Annotated in this window: 1 rRNA gene; it reads right to left on the bottom strand. The window is 58.8% G+C overall.

The annotated features are described in order from the left end of the window. Positions 1–93: 93 nt before the first annotated feature. Positions 94–359, bottom strand: a 23S ribosomal RNA gene (locus L5876_RS14560); the annotation flags it as partial.

The raw sequence follows: 359 nt of genomic DNA, 5'->3' as shown, positions 1-359 counted from the left end.
GTCGATGTTTCGTCTTGTGGCCAGACAATGCTCATTGCCGTCTGGTGTCGTTTGCAGGAGGAAGATGCGGTCCAACCGCCAGGGGTTGGAATGTTGGTGTTGCCTTTCGTCCGTTAGTACCGGTCGGCTCCACCCCTCGCGGGGCTTCCACGTCCGGCCTATCGACCACGTGTTCTGCATGGGGACTACAGGAACTCGAAGGTTCCACGGAATGCTTATCTTGGAGCAGGCTTCCCGCTTAGATGCTTTCAGCGGTTATCCCTTCCGAACGTAGCCAACCGGCCGTGCCACTGGCGTGACAACCGGCATACCAGAGGTTCGTCCACCCAGGTCCTCTCGTACTATGGGCAGGCCTCCTC

Origin of the sequence: Hyphobacterium sp. SN044 (assembly GCF_021864465.1) — a bacterium.
GTDB lineage: Bacteria > Pseudomonadota > Alphaproteobacteria > Caulobacterales > Maricaulaceae > Hyphobacterium.
This window is presented reverse-complemented; position numbering and strand designations above follow the sequence as displayed.